Here is a 19,864-nt window from a genome sequence, read left to right on the forward strand (position 1 = left end):
CGCCCTGACACCGACCTGATACGGCCGCTGACACGGCGTTCCACCTGGTCACGCCAGGTTGCGGGCGCTGCGCGACTGCTGCCGACGTCGCCTGGCCCGCCCGCCGCGTCGGGTGCCACTCGAACACATCGGCGATGACCGGACCTTCCGCACCGCCCCATCTCGGTATCCGACCTGCCGCGATCCGCGTCCGGGAACGGCTGCGGTGCCGCATCGCGGGTTCCCCGTGCTGGGAACGGATGCGGCTGCGCTGCAACGTCTTTCAGCTCGATGATGGTCGGTATGGGCGGCATCGATGACTTCGTTCGGACCAGGTACCCGAGTGTCGATTCAGCCGCGAATGGTCGGTGACCCGTGCGGGTGCTGCTTACGGCGAGCGGGTCACGCGGCGACATCGAGCCGATGTTGGGGCTCGGGTTGTGGTTGCGGGAATTCGGAGCGCAGGTGCGGGTGTGCGCGCCACCGGACATCGCCCCGCGTTGCACTGACCTGGGCGTGCCGATGGTGCCGTTGGGGCCGCTGAAGGCCGGTTCGCGAGCCGGCAGGCCGTCGAGGGCCGAGCTGTCGCGGTATGTGGCGGACTGGCCCGGAATCCAATTCGACACGATCTCCGCAGCGGCCGCGGATTGCGACGTGGTGGTGGCGACCGGCGTGGCCCAGATCGCGGCCCGGTCCGTCGCCGAGCAACTCGGCATCCACTACCAGTACGTGAGCTACCAGCCGACCAGCCTGCCCTCGCCACATCACCCACCGATGCCGCTGCCGGGCGATCGACCCGCACCCGAGGCGATCGCGAACCAGTTGCTGTGGGAAATCGACACCCACGGTTGGAACGCCCAGTTCGGCCACGCGCTCAATACCGGCCGGGCGGCGCTCGGGCTGGCGCCGGTAACCGACGTACGCGACCACGTCATCACCGAGAGTCCGTGGCTGGCCGCGGATCCGGTGCTGGGTCCATGGCCGCAATCGCCGGCACTGAACGTCGTGCAGACCGGTGCCTGGATCGTTCCCGACGAACGTCCCTTGCCCACCGAGTTGTCGGCTTTCCTGGACGCGGGCACACCGCCGGTATACGTCGGGTTCGGCAGCATGCCGATGCGCAGCGGAATCGCCCAGGCGGCGATCTCGGCGATCCGTGCCCACGACCGCCGAGTCCTTCTTTCGCGAGGCTGGGCCGAGTTGGCCCTGATCGACGACCTGCCCGACTGCATGGCCATCGACGAGGCCAACCATCAAGCGCTGTTCCCCCGGGTCGCCGCCGTCGTCCACCACGGCGGCGCGGGCACGACGACCGCCGCCGCTCGGGCGGGCGTGCCTCAAGTGGTGCTACCGCAGATGCTGGACCAGCCCTACTGGGCGCGCCGGGTAGTCGATCTCGGCATCGGCGCGGCATGCGAGGATGCTGAACCCAGCCCAGCGTCGTTGTCCGCCGCCCTCGACATCGCGTTGGCATCCACCACCCGAGCGCGCGCGAGCGAAGTGAGCGACATGATCCGCTCGGACGGGGCAGCGGTGGCCGCGAAACTTTTGATCGACGCGATCAGGTGAGATATCCACCCGCACCGTTGGTACCCCGAGCGACTCGGAGAGACCGTGCCGACCCCTCGCGGAGACGCCTGTGCTCAGCCCAGGTAGGGCTGCGTCCGGCCTTCGGTGTGGTGTCGCAAACGGAGGCGGACGGATTCCTGGATCTCGCTGTCCTCGATTGGATGGAAGAGCGACGAACCGTAGCGCGTTCATCCCAGGTAATGCGAGGAGGCCCGGTGGCGACGGATCGCCCGTCACCGTACCGGGCTTCAGATCACGACCAGTCTTACTCGCCGTGGAGCACGTGCGCGGTAAAGGCGTCCCATATGCCCGGCGCGAACACCAGTGCCGCGCCGGTGGGGTTCTTGGAGTCGCGCACGCCGACCATGCCGCCTTCCAGGTGCGCGACCTCGACGCAATCGTCCTTGCCGCCGCTGTGGCTGCTCTTGAACCAGCGTGCCCCGGATAGGTCCATGCTCATGGCGCGTACTCCTTTGCCACCCGCCGTAGCAGGTGCTTGCTTTCGGTTCGATCCAACGCTACCCGCTGAATCTTCTGGAAGGCATTGCGATAACGGCGCACGCTGTCTGGCCTTTCGAGATGAATGCTGCCCGCATAACTCTCGATATACACGACAGGCGGCTCGAGGGCCTTGCCTTCGCTGTCGGTGCCGAAATCAAGGATCGTGAACGGTCCAGCCGTTGTGCCTACTGGGTAACCCGCAGTGTCGGGAAGCACTCTCACCGACACGTTCGGCGGCAAGTCGGCAAGGTGGCGGCACTGTCTCGCCATCACCCGCGGACCGTGGACTACTCGCCGCAGAACTCCTTGATCGATCACGAGGTCGACCTGGAGAGGGGCGACGGTGCGCAGTATGAGGTTCTGGCGTTCCCGTCGTACCCGAAGACGCCGCTCTCGCTCTTCGGGCAAATCCTCAACAAAGTACAACCGGTCCAACGCCTCGGCATACTCTCGTGTCTGGAATAAGCCGGACACGATGTCCGGACGGTAGATGGTCACCGATTCGGCCGCAGACTCCAAGCCGAGGTATACCCCGAAACTAGGCGCGACCTGGTCGGTGTACTCATCCCACCAGCTCTGCTCCATGCGCTGAGCAGCAAGCGCTTTCAGCTCACTTGCCCGCTCTGGCTGTCGATAGAGCCGACACAGGCTGTCGATGTCGGAATCGGAGATCTTGTTCGCGGTGCCCGTCTCGAGCCGTTGCAGCGTCCCGGATCCCCGACCGATCGCCTTCGCGGCCATCAGGATCGACAGTCCGGATTCCAGGCGCATCGCGCGTAGGACGCGGCCCAGCTGCCGATGCGGAACTCCGGGAGTTCGCGCCATGGATGACGACGAAGTGATGTTGCGCTGCGAATTCCCCCTGGTGAGCGGCTTGACCACTTGCTGATTTCCTTTTCTGGTAGATGGCAAGCACTGCATTCATGGGTGGCCCCACCCCCGAGCTGTGGATGACGCTGCTGCCGCGCCACGGGTGCCACCGAACAGCAAGTATGGGTGGTCACCTGGGAAAACGAGGGGGTTTTCGCGAATCACTCATTGGATCACCCATGCGTGGAGTGGGGCTGCTGTGCTGCGCATGTGCTCGGAGGGCTGGCCGCATGTGCTCGGAGGGCTGGCCGCTTTCGCGGATCGGCCGGCGCCGGGCGCTCGTCAACCGTCTTTCTACGTGCGAGAGAGGGGTACAGATGGAAACGTATGGAGACACACCGTGGTCGCGGTGCCAGTTCTACCGGCGGGAGTGCGGTCTGCCCGCTGTGGTCGACCCGCCGGAACTAGGGCGCATCGTCATGCGAGCGGGGTCGGTGTGGGCGATGACGATGCCCACTCGGCTCGGGCAGGCGGTGAAAGCGCACATGCAGAACAGTGGCGTCGCGCTGGGGCCGATTGTGGGGCATCCGCGTTCGGGACGGTGGACCTTCCTCATTCAGCCTGATCTGCCCGATGAGGTGCGGTTGTTCGCCGAGTTGTTCCGTATGGACGTGGCGGTCGCGCGGGCGGGAGCGACGATCGCACTGCCATCGCCCACTGCGTCGGTCGGGGCCATACGGCATTGGATAGTTCCGCCGCGCAATGCATTACGGCCATCGGGCGCGGCTGTGGTCGATGCCATTCGGGCGTGGGCGGATCAAATGCCGCGTGGGCGGCGTGATTCGGGAATGGCTCGCCATGCCGGATGACGAATTCGGCGTCCGCAGCTTGCCTGCGGTCGCCGAGTTTCGATCGCGGCTCGCGCATGACAACCCCCGCTGGGTGGTCGCCAGCCCAGCGAATGCGAGGAAGGCGCTCGACCTGCACGGCGACTGCGATTTCTCGCGCTGCTCGACGCTTGTCGCCGCGGTGATAGTCAGCCGCGAGGATTACCGATACTTCCGCCGGATCGAAGCGAACGGTGCCGGAAGCTGCTGTGCGCCTCCCACACTGGGATCCGGTGCGTGATGTGCGGCGATTCATCCCCGAATCCATCGGACGACGTCCACGTAAGTGTGTTCCTACACGGACTGCGAATGGATTTCGCGGCATGCGTCACGGCGGCGATGACGTTCGCGCGGGAATGGCGGCACACCCACTACCCCGATGCGGTGGAGATCCTCCCAGACGGCGCGGAAGGTTTGCCGCGCCTTCCTTGCGAACGCTTGTACTGCGAGCGCTCGGCACGCTCCACCAGGGAAAGCATGTGAGCGCAAGGCACTGCAAGATGAGTCAGTTGGCGTAACGCATCATCTCGACAGCTTCGGTCATGTCGTAGCGCTTCTCGAGGATGGTCAGCAGCTCATCGACCGATAGCGGCGGGTTGCGGTAACGGCTGCTCAGACTCGTCAACGCGCGAAGCGCGGTCTCAGGGGCAGTCGAGACCGTGTCGGCGGCGAACGGCGCCGGCTCGATCACCTGAATGTGCCCGGGCACCCGTTCATCCGGGAAATCCTTCACGTTACTAGTGATGATCGCGCCCGCTCCGCCGACTACGGCGGCGGCGAGCACGTGCTCATCGTCGGGATCGGGAAGCCCGAAGGTTCCCTCATGCGGTTCCCAGTTCCGTACCAGGGCATCGTTGAACGCTGCTCGCATCGTTTCGACAAGCCGCCGCGCCCGCCGCTCGGCTTTGTCTGGAACCTCCCCCTGTTCAACGAGTTTGGCGGTTTCGGTGTATTCGACCTCGTCGAGGATTCGGTCCGACCATAGCGGTCGGTACAAGCTCTCCACCGCTAGCGACAGCAGGAAATCCCGCTGCAAGCTGGGATAGAGCACACAGGTGTCGAGCACTACCGCGAACACGCGGTGATTCTCTCAGCTCTGTGCCCGCCGCCGTGCGGACACAGCCCGGCGTGCCTCCTTCAGCCGCGCTCGCACCACGTCGGGATCGTCTTCGGCATCGATATCCACAGTCGTCGCCGCGATTGCTTCGTACTGTCGCAACTTGCGCGCTTGCTGGTACTCCAGCACATCATGCAACCGCAGACGGTGACGAGAACCGATACGCTCGGCAGCCAGTTCGCCGCGCTCGATCAGTTTGATGACCGTCGGCCTGCTGACGCCCAGCAGGTCGGCTGCCTGCTGCGAGGTCAGCGTCATGCTGCGCGGCGCGACAGTTACCGCCTTGCCGGCCTGCATCGCCGTGACCACCTGCACCAGTGCCTCGTGCACTTCAGGCGGCAGCTCGATTCGATCGCTCTCACTCGCGCCGACCAGCGCGTAGCGCACCGAGGGCTGCGGACCCTGCGAGATGGCGTGCGAGATCAGGAAGTCCAGCAGCGAGGGCAACGCTTGAATGTGTTCCGGCACGAAGGTCCGTGCTTCGACCGCCGCGGTCATGTCTGTACCTCCATTCTCACATCAACCGAAAAAGTCGCAAGATGTTTCGAATCTTTCGAATAAAGCATCGCACGCGGTCCATGTGTTGTCGAGAGAAAGGAGGGACACAGTTCGGCGAAGACTCGTATCGACAGCGCTCGGTAATCAGCGGAAGCGGGTGAGTGGGCGGCACGGGGAAGGGGCGGGCACGTCTCCTCGGAGGAAGGACGTCGGCGGCACGCCCATCAGGCTGCGGAAATCGGCCGTCAGGTGGGATTGGTCGTAGTAGCCCGTGCCTGCGGCGATGTCTGCCCACGGGGTGTTGTCCGCGCGGGACAACACGCGCCGGACGCGGGCGATGCGCGCGAAGTGTTTGGGGGAGACGCCGATTCCACTGGTGAACAGGTTGCGGAGTTGGCGTTCGCTGACGGAGACGCGTGCGGCGAGTTCCGCGACGGGCAGCGGGTGATCGGCGGTGATGGCGGCGACGGCGGTCGTGAGCAAGCGGCGGCGTGCGCGCTGGGCCGGGTCGTCGGGGATGCGGCGCGGTAGCTCGTTCTCCAGGTACGGCACGACCTCGTCGTGCTCGAGTTCGATCAGCTCGGCGGCCAGGTGCGCGACCGGGCCGGGTAGGTCGTTCAGTCGCGTCACCCGATCGGTCAGGTCCGCCGCCGACACCCCGAGCAGCGCGGGCACAGCACCCGGCGCCAGCCGCAGGCGCACACAGCCTGCGGGTTTGCTCGCACGCGAGTAGCTCGCCTTGGTCTGCGGCCCGACGACGAGTGCGACGCGGCTTTCGCCCGCATCCCCGTGCTCGGCGCGCAGCACGATCGTGGTGGCCGTCTGCGGAACGTGCGCGAACGGCTCGGACAGGTCGAGAACGGTCGGGATGCGGCCGAGTTCGGCCAGCCACGGCCGCAGCGACTCCGGTGCGGGCTCGGACGTCTCCACCAGGTCGGCGGTCACGACGCGCGGCAGGGTGGTCACGCGATCCACTGTAGGCAGTCACAGTCCGGCCATGTGTGCCGGAATTTCCTAGAGACCTGCACGAACGCCCGGCACGGTAATCCACATGATCGTGATCACGGGTGCGACCGGCACCATCGGCAGTGAAATCGTCCGGCAGTTGAGCGAGCGGGGAGTATCCGTCCGCGCCGTTACCAGGGATCCGAACCGGGCGCAGGTTCCGGAAGGCGTCGAGGTGGTCCGCGGCGATTACACCGACCTCGCGTCCATGGCGGAGGCGATGGCCGGTGCGGAGGCCGCGTTCATCGTCGGCGTGCTCGGTCCGGAGTATGTGGCGGCCGACCGCGCGCTCATCACGACCGCCCGGGATGCGGGGGTAGCGAGGATCGTCAAACTGTCCGCGATCGGCACCGGTGATGCCGGGCTCGGCCGTGTCGGAACCTGGCATCTGCCCGGGGAGCAGGCCGCACGCGAAAGCGGAGTGGACTGGACGATTCTGCGCCCCAGCTCCTTTGCCTCCAACACCCTGAGCTGGGCAGCCGCGATTCGTGCCGGCCAACCGGTGCCGAATATGACCGGCTCCGCCGCACAGGGTGTGATCGATCCCCGTGACGTCGCCGGTGTCGCCGCCGAGGCATTGATTTCCGCTGAGCACGCGGGCCGGATCTACACCCTCACGGGGCCGGAATTGCTCACTACCCACGATTTGGCCGCCACTTTGGCCACCGTGACCGGTCGTGCGGTCGAGGTCACCGACATTCCGGAAAGTGAAGCGCGGCAACACATGCTCTCGTCGGGGTTGTCCGCCGAATTCGCGGACGGTGCGCTGGCGGGGCAAGCGTATGTGCGTGCGGGACACAACGCGATCGTCACCGACGACGTGCGGCGGGTTCTCGGGCGGGCGCGGACTTTCGCCGAATGGGCCGCCGACAATGTGCGGGCATTCGCCGCCGTTGTGGGCACTCCGTAGGGTATATGTGATTGGCCTCACATCGAATTGCCGAACGCTGCCCGCTCGGCAAGGGTGACATGACTGGCCGCATGGTCAGCGCGCTTACACGAAAAGGGGATTCGGATGCGTCGACGGGTCATGACGGTCTTGGTCGCGCTCGTAGCGGGAGGTTCGGCGGCGGCGTTCGGCGGGGCGAGTGCCTCGGCGGTCGCGGTGAACCCGTTCCCCGGCGGCACGGAGGTCTACTTCGACAACGCGGAATCCGCGGCGATCGCGAACCTGAACCTCGGCCCGGCGCTGAGTCAGGTGGCCGTCGCCTGGTCGCCGGGAGCGAAAGCGCTTCTCGGCGAAGGCATCACCGACCACGCCCGGTGGGCCGGCGAATCTCCGACCGGCGGGGTGTCGATCGAGGTGTACGGGACGTTCATCCAACCCTCGCTGGTCACGGTCACCACGCTGCGCGGCTGAGCTATTTTTCCGTTTCGGAATTCGATGTGCCAGGGGTATGCTCGCCCATGGCGTTATGCGCATGCATTGCCGGATTCCGCTGTGTTCGAGCGCAGGGCTCGGGCAGCGGCTGCGAGCAGGCATGCGGCGAGACATCTGGCCGCCGGATGCCGCGCGACCCGCATTGCGCCTTCGGTGAGCGCCGACATGAAGACCTCCTGGCGGATGCCCGGACGGGACGACACTACGTGTGCCGTCCCGTCCGGTGTTTCGTTTATCGGGCTGTCGAGCGGAAGCCGCGCAGCCGCAGGCTGTTGCTGACCACGAACACCGAGGAGAACGCCATCGCGGCGCCCGCGAGCATCGGGTTCAGCAGGCCCGCCATGGCCAGCGGAATCGCGGCCACGTTGTAGGCGAAGGCCCAGAACAGGTTGCCCTTGATGGTCGTGAGGGTGCGGCGGGACAGGCGGATCGCGTCCGCCGCCGCCCGCAGATCGCCGCGGACCAAGGTCAGATCGCCCGCCTCGATGGCCACGTCGGTGCCGGTGCCCATGGCCAGGCCCAGGTCGGCCTGGGCCAGCGCCGCGGCGTCGTTCACGCCGTCGCCCACCATCGCGACCACTTTGCCCTCGGACTGCAACCGCTTCACGGTGTCGACCTTGTCCTGCGGCAGCACCTCCGCGATCACCTCATCGATGCCGACCTGTGCGGCGATCGCGTCGGCGGCGGCCCGGTTGTCGCCGGTCAGCATGATCGGGGTCAGCCCGAGGGCGCGCAGCTGCGAAATCGCCTCGGCCGAGGTCGGTTTCACTGCGTCGGCCACCACGAGCACGCCGCGCGCCTTGCCGTCCCAGCCGACCGCGACGGCGGTCTTTCCTTCGGCTTCCGCCGCGCGCATCGCCCGGGTCAGGTCGTCGTCGAGGTGCTGCGACCAGTCGGCGAGCAGCCGCGCGCGGCCGACGACCACCGCGTGGCCGTCCACCATGCCCTGTACGCCCAGGCCCTCGACGTTCGCGAAATCCTCGACCGGCTTCAGCTCACCCACCCGCTCGCGGGCGCCCTTGGCGATGGCTTGCGCGATCGGGTGCTCGGAGGAATCCTCCAGCGCTCCGGCCAGTTCCAGAATCCGCTCGTCCTGCTCGCCCTCGGCCGCGACGACATCGAGCAGCGTCATCTTGCCCGCGGTGACGGTGCCGGTCTTGTCCAGCACGATCGTGTCCACCCGCCGGGTCGACTCCAGCACTTCCGGGCCCTTGATCAGGATGCCCAGCTGCGCGCCGCGTCCCGTGCCGACCATGAGAGCGGTCGGCGTGGCCAGCCCGAGCGCGCACGGGCAGGCGATGATCAGCACCGCCACCGCGGCGGTGAACGCCGCCGCCACCGAGCCACCGGTGCCGAGCCAGAAGCCGAGCGTCGCGACCGACAGCGCGATGACGATCGGCACGAAGATCCCGGAGATCCGGTCGGCCAGCCGTTGCGCCTGCGCCTTGCCGTTCTGCGCGTCTTCGACGAGCTTCGCCATCTGCGCCAGCTGGGTGTCGGATCCGATTCTGGTGGCGCGAACGGCGATCCGGCCGCCCACGTTGACGGTCGCGCCGACCACCGCGTCGTCGGGGCCGACCTCCACCGGCACCGACTCACCGGTGAGCATCGAGGCGTCGACGGCCGATGAGCCTTCCACCACGATGCCGTCGGTGGCGATCTTCTCGCCCGGTCGCACCACGAACCGGTCGCCGACCGTCAGCTGCTCGACCGGGATACGCACCTCGGTTCCGTTGCGCAGTACCGAGACCTCCTTGGCCCCCAGCTCGAGCAGGGCACGCAGCGCCGCGCCCGCCCGCCGCTTGGCGCGCGCCTCGAAGAAGCGTCCGGCCAGGATGAACGTGGTGACGCCCGCCGCGGCCTCCAGGTAGATGCTGCCCGTTCCGTCCATCCGCGAGATGGTGAACTCGAACGGGTGCGTCATGCCCGGCGTGCCCGCGGTGCCCCAGAACAGGGCGTACAGCGACCAGCCCAGCGCGGCCAGCGTCCCCATCGAGATCAGGGTGTCCATGGTCGCGGTGCCGTGGCGCAGGTTGGTCCATGCCGCGCGGTGGAACGGCAGCGCGCCCCACACCACTACCGGCGCGGCCAAGGTCAGCGACAGCCACTGCCAGTTGGTGAACTGCAAGGCCGGGATCATCGCCATGGCGATCACCGGCACCGACAGCACCACCGAGACCAGCAGACGGGTGCGCAGGGCCGCGGCGGGATCTTCCTCGGTGGCGACTTCCTGCGGCTTCGGAGGCGCGGGCAGGGCGGCGCTGTAGCCGGCCTGTTCGACGGTGGCGATCAGTTCGTCCGGCGAGACCTCGCCGGTGAATTCGACCCTGGCCTTCTCGGTGGCGTAGTTCACGGTCGCGGTGACGCCGTCGAGCTTGTTGAGCTTCTTCTCGATCCGGGCGGCGCAGGACGCGCAGGTCATTCCACCGATCACGAGTTCGACCTGCCCGGAGGGCGGCGGTTGTGTCGCGGTGGTCATCGTGGGTGCTCCGTTCTGTGCGGCGGTCGGCGGGTCAGTGCGCGTGGCCGTCCGGCGCCTGCTGCTGACCAGTGTGTTCGTTGTGGCTCGAGGCGTCTACGGCGGGGGTACCCGGCGCGACGGTCAAGGTGAATTCGGCGGTGCGGACCACGCCGTCGTGCTGGAAGTCGAGGAACAGGCGGTAGTCGCCCGCGCTCGGCGCCGTGACGGCGAAGGTGATGCCGGGGCCTGCCGCGGTCACGCCGTCGCCGGGGTGGCCTTCCGGATGGACGTGCAGGTAGCCCAGATCGGCGGCGCGCAGCGCCACCAGGTGGCCGTAAGCGCCGAGGTAGGGCTGCAAGTCGGTAACCGGCTTGCCCGCGCGGCGCACCGACAGCGTCACCGTCGAAGCGCGGCCGGGGACGACGGTGCCGTCCAGCGTGACGGTGTAGTCGCCCACGCTGGTGGTGGCGGCCGCCGCGGGCAGCTGCTGGGGGTCGTAGACGCCCGCGACCAGCAGGTCCGCGCCGAGGGTCAGGTTATCGCCGCCCTCCGGAGTGAAGTCGGCGAACACGCGGTAGTCACCGGCGCGGCTGAGGTCGAGCGGGACGCTCCAGGTGCCGTCGGGGCCGAGCACCGGGTGGACGTGCTGGAAGGCGGCCATATCGCGGCGCACGACGATCAGGTGCAGATCCTTCTCGTGGCTGCGCACGTACCGGGTGACGGGCTTTCCGTCCCGGTCGAGGATGGTGAAGCGCAGCGGTACGTTCGCCGCGGCGGTCGCCCGGGTGGTCTCCAGCCGCAAGGTGTAGCCGCGGTCGGTCGCCATGATTCCTCCAGGTAGTTCGTGGGCCTCGCCCGGAACGGTCTCGTGCGCTGTCGAGTCGTGGGCGGCGGGTTCCGGCCCGATGGCCGCGCCGGCCGCGAGGGCGATCCCGAAGACCGCGGCGAGGCCGGCGGCGAAAGCGCCGAATTTGATGGTGGCGTTCATCGGAGTGCTCCGTCCGTCAGCCCGCGACCGCGTAGCCGGCGCGAGCCACGGCCGCGGCGACTTCGGTGCGCTCGATCGGGGTCGCGCTCTCGACGGTCACTCGTCCGTCGGCGAGATCGACGGCCACCGCCTCGACGCCGGAGATGCGGCCGATCTCGGTGCGGACCGAGGCGGCGCAGCCGCCGCAGGTCATGCCGGTGACGGTCACGGTGGTGGTGCTCATGGTCGGTGTCCTCCTGCTGGTACGTCTGCTTCTCGGTTTCTACCCTACCCCCCTAGGGTATAGAGATGTCAAGCTCGGGACAGACAAAAGCCCGGCCCGCGACGAATCGCGGACCGGGCTGTGCGGTCGGGATCAGCGGTAGGTCACCAGTGCGACGGCGGGTGCCGAGACCACTTGCACGTCGGCCGAATCGGATACCTTGACGTGCAGGAACCCGCCCTCGATCGCGATGTGGACATCGTCGACGGTGCGTGTGGCCCGGCCCTCCCTGTCCACCAGGGAGTAGCCGTCGACCAGGACGACCTTGCTCGCGGGCCGCCATTTCGCTTCCATTGCCGTGCCTTTCGTCGGTGCCGCGGGCGGGAAGTCGAGCTCCGGCTCGGCGACATGGTTGAAGTAGTTGGACAAGACGTTCAGTGCGACGTGGCCGACGATCTCGCTCAGTTCGGCGTCGCTGACGCCACCGGCGCGCGCCGAGGCCAGCGCGGCGTCGTCGATCCGGCCGCGGGTGCGGAGCACGTCCCTGGCGACGTGCAGGATCGCGTCGGCGTGCGGGTCCTCGGCGCGCGCGGCGCGGGTGTCGGCGATCGCCTGCTCGGTGAAGCCCATCCGGTCGGCGCGCATGGTGTGCGCGGCGGTGCAGTAATCGCAGCCGTTCTCGCTGGCGACCAGCAAGGCGAGTTGCTCGCGCGCTCGGGCCGAAAGCTTCCCCTTGGTCAGCGCGTCGCGCAGGTTCAGGTATCCGCGCAGGGTGGCGGGACTGTTCGCCATGGCGGCGTAGAGATTCGGGACCCGGCCCAGTTGACGTTGTACCTCGGCCAGCAGATCGGACTGCTCGGCGTCGGCGGAGTCGGTGGACACAAGGGGCAGGCGGGACATCGAAGCCTCCAGCTCGACAAGATGGTACCGATCGGTGCCGAATTCGAACGGTACTACTTGGTTCCATATCGGTCAACTGGGATGGTACTGATCGGTTCCGTTCTGCTACCGTGGTGTCATGCCAACCCAGGCCAAGCAGCGTTTGCTCACCACGGCGGAAGAGCTGTTCTACGCCGAAGGCATTCGTGCCGTCGGTATCGATCGCCTGCTCCAGGAGTCCGGCGTGGGCCGGGCGTCCTTCTATCGCCACTTCGCGAGCAAGGACGACCTGGTGGTGGCGGTGCTGGAGGATCGCGATCGCCGGTGGCTGGACTGGCTGCGTGAATCCGTCGAGCAGACCGGCGACCCGACCGCCCGCCCGCTCGCGGTCTTCGACGCACTGGCCCAGCGATTCGCCCGCAACGACTTTCGCGGCTGCGCGTTCATCAACACCATGGTCGAGGTCGCCGATCGGGAGAGCGCGGCACATCGGGTCGCCGATCGGCACAAGCGCCGCGTGATCGAATACCTGAACGAACTGCTCGCCGAAGCGGGACGATCCGACGCCGAGGAGTTGGCCGCCGAACTCGCGCTGCTGGTCGACGGCGCGATCGTCACCGCGGTCCGTGAGGGCACCCCGGAGGCGGCCCATCGTGCGCGCACCATCGCGGAGCGGCTGCTCGCGACGCAATGAGAGTTGGCGTACTACCGCCGATCTGCATGCGGTCGACTCGCTCGCAGTGATCGGGCCCGTGGCGGGTACCTGCTTCGTGGCTACGCTTCATGAACTCGTCGCGGGACGGTCGGGCGTCGTGGCGATCTCGAAGCGCCACCCGGATCGCTGAGCGGCGCCCGGGGTAGTCATCGCAGACCCGCGTCGTGGCGACTGCGGCCGTTGGGCGAGTTCACCGGCGTGCCACCGGTGGAGCGGGGCCTCGCTGGTCGCCGCGGCGATCGGTTCGGCGGGCGCGGCCGACCCGGTGCGCACTGGTCGCAACCGCGCTCCGTCGCCGGACGGCCTTGGTCGCAGCGGTCGAATGCCCGGTGCGGGTAGTGCGGTGGCGGGCATGCGCACCGGGTGCCGCCCCGCTGACTCATCGCGGAGCGGCACCCGCTGGGATCAGGCGGAATGCAGGTTGCGGGCCGTGGGCGAGGTCTCGGTCGTCGCCGGGTCGGGGTAGGTGCCGAAGAGGCGGTCGGCGGTGCCGGAGCTGGTGACCGTGAACCAGTAGTGCTCGTTCTTGTAGTGGTGGTGGCGATGGTTGCGCCAGACCGCCCGGTAGAGCGAGCCTTTCGGCTTGTAGTCGGTGTGGATCAGGTAGTGCGTCCACTCGTAGCCGAACCCGAGCAGGGTGATGGTGATGAGGAAGGTCAGGCCGAGGCCGAGGCGCCCGAAGGCGAACGCCGCAAGCGCGATCAGCACCACGACCAGCACCGACAGTGTCTTCGTCGGGATGAAGATCAGTGGGATGTCTCGCGGGTCGACGTGGTGCTCGCGGTGCTTGCGGGCGAGCTCGCTGTCGATCGCGATCGGACCGAGTCGTCGCGGCCGCCAATGCAGCACGGTGACGTGCACGATCCACTCGAACACCGGGAAGAGCGCCAGCATCGCGGCGGGAACCAGCAGATCGGTCGGCTGCCAGTCGCCGACGACGATGCGGGCGATCAGCGCGCCCACCAGTGTGGTCCCGATCATCCACGGCGACGGGTGACGGACGAATTCCTGGAATGCCTGGCCCAGCGTGAGCCCGCGCCGCAGTGCGCGCTCGTCCCGGCGCACCCGCGCCCGCGCGTCCGCGTCGATGGAAGCGGCTTCGGAAGCTTTGGATTCGGTCATGTTCGTTCCTAGCTGTGCGTGACCGGCGGTCCACCCAGGACCTCGATCAGGGCTGTGGTCGCCGGCTCGAGCAGCGCCCGAGCGGTGGTGGCGGCCTTCTGCGGCCGGCCCGCGACGACGGCGGCGGCCAGTTCGCGGTATGCCTCGACGTTGCCCACCTCGGCGGACATGATCGGGGCCAGCGCCGCGAGCGCCGGTTCATAGGCGGCGCGCAACATGTTGAACATCAGCCGGAACACGATCGAGTCGGCCGCGTCCACGACGTGATCCCAGAACTCCATCGCGTGCCGTTGCCGCGCGATCGGATCTTCTTCGGCGGCAAGCGCTTCGAGCGAGGCTTCCAGCAACGGGCGGACCTCGCCCGCGCCGATCGCGCCCACCCGGCGCGCGGCCAGCTCCGCCACCTTCGGCCCGTTGTGCAGGCGGGCCTCCAGAATGCTGCGCGCGACCGAGGGGTCCAGTTCCCCGGCCTGCACCAGCAGCCTCGGCAGCACCTCGAGCCCCGCGCCGCGCCGATAGTCCAGCACGGTCGTCGCGTCTCCTTGGCGCACCGACACCAGCCCGGCCGCGGCCAGCCGCTGCAACGCTTCCCGCACCGCGGGCCGGGAGACCCCCAGCGCCTCCGCCAACTGCCGCTCACTGGGCAGCGTCGCCCCGGGCGCCAGCTCACCGCTGAGCACATCCGCGGCGATCTGCTCGAACACGTCCGCCGACACCGACCGCTTGACCACAGGTTGCAACGCCATGCGTCTACTGTGCGCCTGATTGGTCAGGAGGTCAAGTGGTCAGACCAATTACGAATTCGATAGCCCGCGTGCCAGCTGGCGGGCTAGCATCACTCGTTCGTATTCGAAGGTGGAGACCATGAGGAGGTGGGGCGGGATGACCGCGCCGAAGACCGCCGTCACGCACGACGCCCGGACCGTCCAATCGTCCCGGGTCCCGGTCTGATCCTTTCGTCCGGCGTTCGTGCCGAGCCCTCGAGCTCCCGTGACGGTGGTGCCGTGTCCGCGACCGGGCCCGACCATCATGAATACGGAGAATCCGAGTTGAGTTCCACCATCGATTGGCGTGTGCGCGCCGAAACCGATGCCGATATCCCCGCGATCCACGAGATCAATGTCGCGGCCTTCGAGCGGCCCGAGGAGGCCGAGCTGGTCGACGCACTGCGCGACGACCCGGTATGGATCGACGGCCTGTCGATCGTCAGCACGCTGCCGGATGGCACGCCGGTCGGCTTCGCGCTGCTGACCCGCTGCCACGTGGACACCACGCCCGCGCTGTGCCTTGGCCCGTGCGCGGTGCTGCCCGCCTATCAGAAGACCGGTGCGGGTTCGGTAGCGATCCGAGCCGGGCTCGCGGCCGCGGCGCGAATGAACGAACTCTTCGTCATCGTGCTCGGTCATCCGACGTACTACCCCCGCTTCGGCTTCGGCCGGGCGTCCGAGTACGGCATCGGGCTGAGTATCGAGGTCCCCGATGAGGCGTTGATGGCGCTGACGCTGGACCAGGCGCACCCGCTACCGCGCGGCACGGTTCGCTACGCCGCACCGTTCGGCATCGACTAGCACCGTCGGCCTGACAGTACCGGCGGTGGGACGCAGCAGGATTCGTTCCGCCGCCGGTCTCGGGCGCGTGGCTGGGACGGTGCGCACTCGCTCGGCCTGCGGTCACGTGGGATCGGAACCCTGAATGGCGGACAACCAGATCGTGCAGGCCGCCGTGACGGTGGTGGCGGCGAGGAAGGTGGGAAAGCCACCGCCGTCGACGTAGACCCACAAAAGTGCTGCGATCGGTGCGGCGACCGTGGATTGCGCGTCCAGTAGCAGGCGGCGGCGCGGCCGGGTGGCCATGGCGGTGTGGACGGGCGCGTCCGGGTCGGGGCGACTGGGATTGTCGATCAGCCGACCTGCCGGTTCGACGTCGCGCATGCGCCCGGACGGGTAGAGACGTCGCCCCGCGACGTGCATCGTGCGGTCGGTGAGTTCCGCCTCGGTTTCGGTGAGGGTGACCAGCGCGGGATCGAAGTACACCGGAAGCCACCGTGGCCGACCCGTGCCGTCGACTTGCAACCACGAGCGGCTGACCAGGCGATGCTGTTGGCGAACGCGGGTGACCCGCACGGTACGCGCGGTACTCGAACGCCGGAACGGCAGCAAGCCGAAGGCGACGGCGAGCCGGTACCCGGTGTACCCGACGATCCCGAGGGCAACCGCGACTATGGCCGCCACCTGATCCAGAGTGCCGAACGGCGCCCAAGCGGCACAGACCGCGAGAGCGCCGAACGTCACCGTGATCGGATAGGCCAGCGGGTGGCCCGATCCGGAACTCACTTCAAGAAACCGATTTTCGTGTAGTCGTAAGACGCCAGGCCGGGAGCGCCGTAGTTGGCCAAGTCGGCGCGCACCGCGAGATTGCCCGCGGACTGCATCAGAGGCAGCGAGTGACCTTCCTCGAATACTTTGCGGTCGACTTGGTTCGCCAGCTCCCTGGCCTTGTTCGGGTCGAGTTCGGACACCGTCTGCTCGATCAGCGCGTTCAGTTCCGGCGACCCGATGCGACCGTAGTTGCCCTGCAGGTCGTTCGGGTTGTATCCGTAGATCTGGTTGATGCTGCCGAGCGGGAACGGGTCGCCCACCCAGGTCCATTGCGCCACATCGAAGTTGCCCGGCTGGATCACCTCGGTGAAGAAGCCTTTGCCCGGCTTGGTCTCGATGTTCAGCTTTACCCCGATCGCCCCCAGGTTCTGCTGGATGATCTGCGCGATCTGCACCCAGGTGTCCTCCTGGTACATGACGTCGCGGATCTCGAGTCTGCGGCCGTCCTTCTCGCGGACGTCGCCGTTGAGCTTCCAGCCGAGGTCGTCGAGTTCCTTCGCGGCGGCGGCGGGATCGAAGCCGAGGCTGTTGTCCTGGTAGCCCGCCTGGCCCTGGATGTACACGTGGTTGTTCAGTGGCTTCGGGTTCTCCACCAGTCCGTTCTGGATGGCGGTGACGATGCCCTGCCGGTCGATGGCCTTGGAGATGGCCACGCGCAGTTTGGGGTCGGCGAGGATGGATCCGGGAGCGCCGTTGAAGGTGAAGTGGTTCCAGCTGTTACCCGGTGCGCGCCGGATAGCGACCCCCGGCGTGTTTCGGGCCGTACGCAATTCGTCGCGGGTGCCGAGCCCTACCGCGTCGATCTCGTTGTTCTGCAACGCGGGCAATTGCGCCGAGGAGTCGAGCACACTGAAGGTGATCGTGTCGAGCTTGGGTGTGTCACCCCACCACTTGGGGTTGCGGCCGAGCACGATACGTCCTTGTGCCCTATCGGTGGACTGCACGAGGAACGGCCCTGCGGTCAGCGTGATGCCGTCGACCAAGCTCTTGTTGAAGGCCTCGGGGGTGGCAGTGACGGACTTGGGAAACAGGAACGTATTGCCCGCGAACTGCCCGCGCCACTCGGCGTAGTGCTGCTTGAACGTGATGATCGCCTGCCGGTCGTCGACGCCGCGCTCGACCTTCTCGACCCGGTCGAACCCACTGTTGTTCGCGATCAGGAACGACTTGTCCGCGCCGCTGAGCGCGTTCGCCTGAGACCGGAAATCCTCCCAAGTGATCGGCGTGCCATCGGACCACACCGCTTTGGGATTGATCGTGTAGGTGACCTGCTGCGGATCGTCCTTGGTCAACTGGACATCGGTGAAGTAGTCGGTGTTGACCGAGAGCTCACCCGCCGCATTGGTGCGGAACGCGCGCGGCATCATCGGCCTCAGGATGGCGCCGGTCTCGGCATCGTTGCCATCGTTGGACAATGCGTTCCAGTTCGCCGGAAACGCCGAGATGGCCAGCCGGAGGTTGCCGCCTTCGCGCAGCTCGCTGACATCGTGCGGGTTGATGTCGTTGGTGGTGCCGAGTTCGGCGGCCGAGCCCGCGGGCGCGCCGTCCTCGTCCGAACTACACCCGGAGACCACCAACCCGATCGCGACGGCGGCTATCGCCAGTCGTGCCGTCAGTGAACGAATCCGCATGGTTCGCTCCTTCCCGCAGCGCTGCTGCGTGTCTACTTCAGGAAACCGATCTTGGTGTAGTCGTACGACGCGAGCCCGGGAGACCCGTAGTTGGCGATGTCGGCGCGGACGCCGAAGTTACCCTCGGACTGGGTCAGCGGCAGTGAGTGGCCCTCCTCGAAGACCGCGCGGTCGACCTGGTTGGCCAGCTCGATGGCCTTCGCCGGGTCCAGCTCGGCGAGGGCGCGATCGATCAAGGCGTTCAGTTCCGGCGATCCGATGCGGCCGTAATTGCCCTGCAGATCGTCGGGATGGAAGGCATAGATCTGCGGCATGCTGCTGAGCGGGAACGCGTCACCGGAGAACACGAACTGCGCGGCATCGAAGTCGCCGGGCTGGATGACATCGGTGAAGTAGCCGGCGCCCGGTTTGGTGTCGATCACCAGGCCGACGCCGACGGCGGCCAGGTTCTGCTGGATGATCTGCGCGATCTGCACCCAGGTCGGATCGTTGTACATGACGTCGCGGATGACCAGCCTGCGCCCGTCCTTCTCCCGGCCGTCGCCGTCGAGTTTCCAACCCAGGTCGTCGAGTTCCTTCATCGCGGCCGCGGGGTCGTAGCCAAGGCTGTTGTCGCGATAGCCTTCCTGTCCTTGCAGGAAGATGTGATTGTTCAGCGGCTGGGGGTGCTCTACCAGGCCGTTCTGGGTGGCGGTGGCGATGCCCTGGCGGTCGATGGCCTTGGAGATGGCCACGCGCAGTTTCGGATCGGCGAGGATGGAGCCGGGGGCGCCGTTGAACGTGATGTGGCGCCAGCGATTCCCCGGCGCACGGCGCACGGACATGCCCGAGGTGTTGCGGACGGTCTTGACGTCGTCGATCGTGCTCAGCCGCACCGCGTCGAGCTCGTTGTTCTGCAGTGCGCCGACCCACGCCGCGCGGTCGAGCACGCTGTAGATGATGGTGTCCAGCTTCGGTCGATCACCCCACCACTTCGGATTGCGTCCCAGAACGATGCGGCCCTGGGTGCGGTCGGTGGATTCGATGACGAACGGGCCCGCCGTCGGGCCCATGTGGTCGACCAGGCTGTGGTTGAACGCTTCCGGATCGGCGGTCACCGACTTGGGGAACAGCGCCATGTTCCCGGCGAACTGGCCCCGCCATTCCGCGTAGTGCTGCTTGAACGTGATCACGGCCTGCCGGTCGTCGACCCCGCGCTCGACTTTCTCCACCCGGTCGAAGCCGCTGGTGATTGCGATCAGGAAACGCTTGTCCACGCCGTTGAGCGCGTAGGCCTGCGATCGGATGTCCTCCCAGGTGATCGGGGTTCCGTCGGACCATACGGCTTTGGGATTGATCGTGTACGTGACCTGCTGTGGGTCGGTGCCGGTGAGCTGGACATCCGTGAAATAGTTCTTGTCGATCGTGAGCTGCCCCGCCGCGTCGGTGGTGAAAGCCCGTGGCAGCAACGGCCGCTCGATATCGGCGATCTCACCGTCGTTCCCGTCGTTGGACAGCGTGTTCCAGTTCGCCGGGAATGTCGTGGTGGCCAAGCGCAGGTTGCCGCCCTCGCGCACCTCGTCCGGGTTCTTCGGATTGATATCGCTGGTGGTGCCGAGTGCGTCGGACAGACCGGTCGCCGACTCGGCGCCGTCCGCGCCGCACGCCGCCGTCACGAGTCCGAGTGCGACAACGGGAACCGCCCAGCGCGCCCAGTGCCGCCGGGTGCGGCCTCGGGTGGATCGGATCCGCATCGCGCTTC

The 19,864-nt window shown here is 67.4% G+C and carries 20 protein-coding genes; 6 read left to right on the forward strand and 14 right to left on the reverse strand.

The window, feature by feature from the left end; all coding sequences use genetic code 11:
- Positions 1–354: 354 nt before the first annotated feature.
- Positions 355–1,548, forward strand: a complete 1,194-nt coding sequence (locus ON21_RS00420) for a glycosyltransferase (RefSeq protein ID WP_039794248.1) — start codon at positions 355–357, stop codon at positions 1,546–1,548.
- A 265-nt stretch (positions 1,549–1,813) separates the two neighbouring features.
- On the opposite strand, the gene ON21_RS00425 is transcribed toward ON21_RS00420, so the two are convergent.
- Both ON21_RS00425 and ON21_RS00430 read right to left on the reverse strand, forming a co-directional pair.
- Positions 1,814–2,008, reverse strand: coding sequence for a DUF397 domain-containing protein (locus ON21_RS00425; RefSeq protein WP_039794249.1), 195 nt, complete (start codon positions 2,006–2,008; stop codon positions 1,814–1,816).
- Positions 2,005–2,931, reverse strand: a complete 927-nt coding sequence (locus ON21_RS00430; protein ID WP_245562375.1) for a helix-turn-helix domain-containing protein — start codon at positions 2,929–2,931, stop codon at positions 2,005–2,007. The genes ON21_RS00425 and ON21_RS00430 overlap by 4 nt, the downstream gene beginning before the upstream one ends.
- 756 nt (positions 2,932–3,687) lie before the next feature.
- On the opposite strand from ON21_RS00430, the gene ON21_RS00435 reads away from it, so the two are divergent.
- Positions 3,688–3,987, forward strand: a complete 300-nt coding sequence (locus ON21_RS00435; protein WP_039794251.1) for a hypothetical protein — start codon at positions 3,688–3,690, stop codon at positions 3,985–3,987.
- A gap of 264 nt (positions 3,988–4,251) precedes the next feature.
- Here the strand turns inward: ON21_RS00435 and ON21_RS00445 are convergent, their stop codons facing one another.
- From ON21_RS00445 to ON21_RS00455, 3 genes are all read right to left on the reverse strand, one after another.
- Positions 4,252–4,824 (reverse strand): PIN domain-containing protein, encoded by a 573-nt coding sequence (locus ON21_RS00445; protein ID WP_039794253.1) that lies wholly within the window; start codon positions 4,822–4,824, stop codon positions 4,252–4,254.
- A gap of 12 nt (positions 4,825–4,836) precedes the next feature.
- Positions 4,837–5,361, reverse strand: a complete 525-nt coding sequence (locus tag ON21_RS00450) for a helix-turn-helix domain-containing protein (RefSeq protein WP_039794254.1) — start codon at positions 5,359–5,361, stop codon at positions 4,837–4,839.
- A 144-nt stretch (positions 5,362–5,505) separates the two neighbouring features.
- Positions 5,506–6,327, reverse strand: a complete 822-nt coding sequence (locus ON21_RS00455; RefSeq protein WP_083880322.1) for a helix-turn-helix domain-containing protein — start codon at positions 6,325–6,327, stop codon at positions 5,506–5,508.
- An 85-nt stretch (positions 6,328–6,412) separates the two neighbouring features.
- Between ON21_RS00455 and ON21_RS00460 the strand changes: the two genes are divergently transcribed.
- Positions 6,413–7,276, forward strand: a complete 864-nt coding sequence (locus tag ON21_RS00460) for an NAD(P)H-binding protein (protein WP_039794255.1) — start codon at positions 6,413–6,415, stop codon at positions 7,274–7,276.
- 105 nt (positions 7,277–7,381) lie between these two features.
- Entirely contained in the window at positions 7,382–7,726 is a 345-nt protein-coding gene (locus ON21_RS00465) for a hypothetical protein (protein WP_157170675.1), read from the forward strand.
- A 253-nt stretch (positions 7,727–7,979) separates the two neighbouring features.
- On the opposite strand, the gene ON21_RS00470 is transcribed toward ON21_RS00465, so the two are convergent.
- The 4 genes from ON21_RS00470 to ON21_RS00485 form a co-directional block, all read right to left on the reverse strand.
- Positions 7,980–10,226, reverse strand: a complete 2,247-nt coding sequence (locus ON21_RS00470; RefSeq protein WP_039794257.1) for a heavy metal translocating P-type ATPase — start codon at positions 10,224–10,226, stop codon at positions 7,980–7,982.
- Positions 10,227–10,260: 34 nt separating this feature from the next.
- Positions 10,261–11,196: a DUF8832 domain-containing protein gene (locus ON21_RS00475; RefSeq protein ID WP_051020106.1), complete on the reverse strand. Its 936-nt coding sequence runs from the start codon at positions 11,194–11,196 to the stop codon at positions 10,261–10,263.
- Between the two features lie 16 nt (positions 11,197–11,212).
- Positions 11,213–11,419 (reverse strand): heavy-metal-associated domain-containing protein, encoded by a 207-nt coding sequence (locus ON21_RS00480; RefSeq protein ID WP_039794258.1) that lies wholly within the window; start codon positions 11,417–11,419, stop codon positions 11,213–11,215.
- 132 nt (positions 11,420–11,551) lie between these two features.
- The gene (locus ON21_RS00485; RefSeq protein WP_039794259.1) at positions 11,552–12,298 is read right to left on the reverse strand and encodes a carboxymuconolactone decarboxylase family protein; all 747 of its coding nucleotides are present in this window, start codon (positions 12,296–12,298) and stop codon (positions 11,552–11,554) included.
- A 118-nt stretch (positions 12,299–12,416) separates the two neighbouring features.
- On the opposite strand from ON21_RS00485, the gene ON21_RS00490 reads away from it, so the two are divergent.
- The gene (locus tag ON21_RS00490) at positions 12,417–12,971 is read left to right on the forward strand and encodes a TetR/AcrR family transcriptional regulator (protein WP_039794260.1); all 555 of its coding nucleotides are present in this window, start codon (positions 12,417–12,419) and stop codon (positions 12,969–12,971) included.
- 426 nt (positions 12,972–13,397) lie between these two features.
- On the opposite strand, the gene ON21_RS00495 is transcribed toward ON21_RS00490, so the two are convergent.
- Positions 13,398–14,114, reverse strand: a complete 717-nt coding sequence (locus ON21_RS00495) for a sterol desaturase family protein (RefSeq protein WP_083880321.1) — start codon at positions 14,112–14,114, stop codon at positions 13,398–13,400.
- A gap of 8 nt (positions 14,115–14,122) precedes the next feature.
- Positions 14,123–14,860, reverse strand: coding sequence for a FadR/GntR family transcriptional regulator (locus tag ON21_RS00500; RefSeq protein WP_039794261.1), 738 nt, complete (start codon positions 14,858–14,860; stop codon positions 14,123–14,125).
- Between the two features lie 303 nt (positions 14,861–15,163).
- Between ON21_RS00500 and ON21_RS00510 the strand changes: the two genes are divergently transcribed.
- Positions 15,164–15,682, forward strand: coding sequence for a GNAT family N-acetyltransferase (locus ON21_RS00510; RefSeq protein WP_039794263.1), 519 nt, complete (start codon positions 15,164–15,166; stop codon positions 15,680–15,682).
- Positions 15,683–15,784: 102 nt separating this feature from the next.
- On the opposite strand, the gene ON21_RS00515 is transcribed toward ON21_RS00510, so the two are convergent.
- The 3 genes from ON21_RS00515 to ON21_RS00525 are packed head-to-tail and all read right to left on the reverse strand — an operon-like array spanning position 15,785 to position 19,856.
- Positions 15,785–16,447: a hypothetical protein gene (locus ON21_RS00515; protein ID WP_245562376.1), complete on the reverse strand. Its 663-nt coding sequence runs from the start codon at positions 16,445–16,447 to the stop codon at positions 15,785–15,787.
- Positions 16,444–18,123: an ABC transporter family substrate-binding protein gene (locus tag ON21_RS00520; protein WP_039794264.1), complete on the reverse strand. Its 1,680-nt coding sequence runs from the start codon at positions 18,121–18,123 to the stop codon at positions 16,444–16,446. The genes ON21_RS00515 and ON21_RS00520 overlap by 4 nt, the downstream gene beginning before the upstream one ends.
- 32 nt (positions 18,124–18,155) lie before the next feature.
- Positions 18,156–19,856 (reverse strand): ABC transporter family substrate-binding protein, encoded by a 1,701-nt coding sequence (locus ON21_RS00525; protein WP_039794265.1) that lies wholly within the window; start codon positions 19,854–19,856, stop codon positions 18,156–18,158.
- Positions 19,857–19,864: the final 8 nt, after the last annotated feature.

Source organism: Nocardia araoensis NBRC 100135, assembly GCF_000308435.1.
GTDB classification, from domain to species: Bacteria; Actinomycetota; Actinomycetes; order Mycobacteriales; family Mycobacteriaceae; genus Nocardia; species Nocardia araoensis.